We start from the raw sequence: 1,328 nt of genomic DNA, 5'->3' as shown, positions 1-1,328 counted from the left end.
CGTAACCTTCACAAACAGCTCAACAGGCAATGACCAGCCATTGACATACGAATGGGATTTTGACAATAACGGCACAGTTGACTCGACACTGTCCAACCCTTCATATGAATACACAACTGAAGGCACATACACCGTAAAACTGACGGTCACAGATTTTGACGGAAGCACAAATTCGCTGACAAGGACTAACTATATAAGCGCTACCTCATGCCTGTCACCTGTAAAGGTCACAGGCTCGGTAAATTCATACTACACATCTCTCCAGCCTGCGTATAATGATTCATCAGAAGGAGATGAGATACATTTCCAGGATGATTCATTCAGCGAAAATATCGTATTCAATACCAATAAGACTATAGTTCTCAGAGGCGGATATGACTGCGATTTCAATCCAACAACCAACAAGACTGTAATAAACGGCAATGTGACGATCAGTGACGGCGTAGTAACATTGGAAAATGTAATAATCCAGTAACTATAAATAGATAACAACAAAATGGAGGAAAAGAAGATGGAAAAGATGAAAAAAAGACTGATCTCATTATTGACATTGGTTTTAGTATTTACCGGAGCTGAGATGCTGTATGCAGCCGGAGACCTGTTAGTGACCGGCAACCTGGGAGTAGGCACCCTGACACCGGATAACAAGATAGTGGTTGACAGCGGAAAGATCAAGACTATAGGCACATACGGCAATCAGGGGTTTGTGTCTGACTATGTGGCTGCCGGTGATGACCCCACAGCAACAGCCTTGACCTCAGGCCTGGAAAGGTCAGCCTTCTTATTCTCAAAATGCGAAGGCTGTCAAAACGGATTTCACAGTTTTGCCATACAGGCGCGTTCCAGGGTAAATGTCCTTGCAGGACAGGCAGGCAGGGCTGACACTGTATTTGAGATAACAGAATACGGCATGACAGGCATAGGGAAATATGAACCGGCTGCGTGGCTGGATGTGTCAGCCTCAGGATACACGAATATTGACCTCTTCAGGTTAAGCTCAACTGACGCGACCAATGGGGATATGCTCATAGTGAAGAACACCGGCAATGTGGGGATAGGGATAACCGCGCCTACTGAGAAGCTCTATGTTACCGGCAACATATATGCAACAGGCAATGTGACCTGGGGCTCTTCAAGAGAGCTTAAAAAGGATATTCAGGACATCTCAACTTCAGAGGCTGTTACAACATTGAACAGTTTGAGCCCAAAGAAATACTTTTACAAGGCAGACGACAAGGACGGGCATCTGGGGTTTATCGCAGAGGATGTGCCTGACATGCTTGCGACATATGACAGAAAGAGCCTCGACCCCATGGACATAGTGGCTG

Annotated in this window: 2 protein-coding genes; both read left to right on the top strand. The window is 45.6% G+C overall.

Annotated features, from left to right (window positions below; all coding sequences use genetic code 11):
• A partial coding sequence (locus Q7U10_06185) for a PKD domain-containing protein (protein ID MDO8282198.1) occupies nucleotides 1–475 on the top strand: 475 nt, incomplete at its 5' end.
• Nucleotides 476–511: 36 nt separating this feature from the next.
• The coding region (locus Q7U10_06180) for a tail fiber domain-containing protein (protein MDO8282197.1) at nucleotides 512–1,328 on the top strand (817 nt) is incomplete at its 3' end.

This window comes from Thermodesulfovibrionia bacterium, assembly GCA_030646035.1.
GTDB lineage: Bacteria > Nitrospirota > Thermodesulfovibrionia > UBA6902 > UBA6902 > JACQZG01.
This window is presented reverse-complemented; position numbering and strand designations above follow the sequence as displayed.